The organism is Falsiruegeria litorea R37 (genome assembly GCF_900172225.1).
GTDB classification, from domain to species: Bacteria; Pseudomonadota; Alphaproteobacteria; order Rhodobacterales; family Rhodobacteraceae; genus Falsiruegeria; species Falsiruegeria litorea.
The window spans coordinates 1-1,125 of record NZ_FWFO01000015.1 but is presented as its reverse complement, the minus strand read 5'-3'; the positions used below and the strand labels follow the sequence as shown (position 1 = coordinate 1,125).

General features: G+C 60.3%; 1 protein-coding gene. It reads left to right on the top strand.

From position 1 onward, the window contains the following. The first annotated feature begins 2 nt into the window (after positions 1–2). Entirely contained in the window at positions 3–1,124 is a 1,122-nt protein-coding gene (gene gmd, locus TRL7639_RS22725) for a GDP-mannose 4,6-dehydratase (protein ID WP_085798193.1), read from the top strand. Position 1,125 lies beyond the last annotated feature (1 nt).

Genomic DNA, 1,125 nt, shown 5'->3' with positions numbered 1-1,125 from the left:
ACATGACAAAGACGGCGCTTATCACGGGTGTGACCGGACAGGATGGATCCTATCTGGCAGAGTTCCTGCTGGAAAAAGGCTATGAGGTGCACGGCATCAAGCGCCGTTCGTCGCTGTTCAACACGGCCCGGGTCGATCACATCTATGAAGACCCCCATGTCGACAATGCCCGGTTCAAGCTGCATTACGGCGATCTGACCGACACGTCGAACCTGACCCGCATCATTCAAGAGGTCCAGCCCGACGAGGTCTATAACCTGGGCGCGCAATCCCATGTGGCGGTGTCGTTCGAAAGCCCGGAATACACCGCTGACGTCGATGGCATGGGCACGCTGCGTTTGCTCGAGGCGATCCGGTTTCTGGGGTTGGAAAAGAAGACGCGGTTTTATCAGGCCTCGACATCGGAACTCTATGGCTTGGTGCAGGAAACCCCGCAGCGCGAGACCACTCCGTTTTACCCGCGTTCCCCTTATGCGGTGGCCAAGCTGTACAGCTATTGGATCACGGTGAACTACCGCGAGGCGTACGGCATGTATGCCTGCAACGGCATCCTGTTCAACCACGAGAGCCCGCGCCGGGGCGAGACCTTTGTGACCCGCAAGATCACCCGCGGTCTGGCCAATATCGCGCAAGGGCTCGAGGATTGCCTGTACATGGGCAACATCGACGCGCTGCGCGACTGGGGCCATGCCAAGGATTACGTGCGCATGCAGTGGATGATGCTGCAGCAGGACGCGCCGCAGGATTTTGTCATCGCCACCGGCGTGCAGTATTCCGTGCGCCAGTTCATCACTTGGTCGGCCGAAGAATTGGGCATCTCGCTGGAGTTCACCGGCGAGGGGGTTGAAGAGATCGCCACCGTGACAGCGATCGACGGCGACAGCGCCCCGGCGCTGAAGGTGGGCGATGTGATCATGCGCATCGACACGCGCTATTTCCGCCCCGCCGAGGTCGAGACGCTTTTGGGCGATCCGGCCAAGGCGAAATCGGAGTTGGGCTGGACGCCCGAGATCACCGTGCAGGAAATGTGCGCCGAAATGGTGGCCGAGGATCTGAAAACCGCCCGCCGTCACGCATTGCTGAAAGAGCACGGCATGGATCTGCCGGTCTCACACGAGGGGTAAG

Coding starts and splice junctions, on each gene's coding strand:
- gmd (WP_085798193.1), top strand. CDS start 3: ATGACAAAGACGGCGCTTATCACGGGTGTGACCGGACAGGATGGATCC.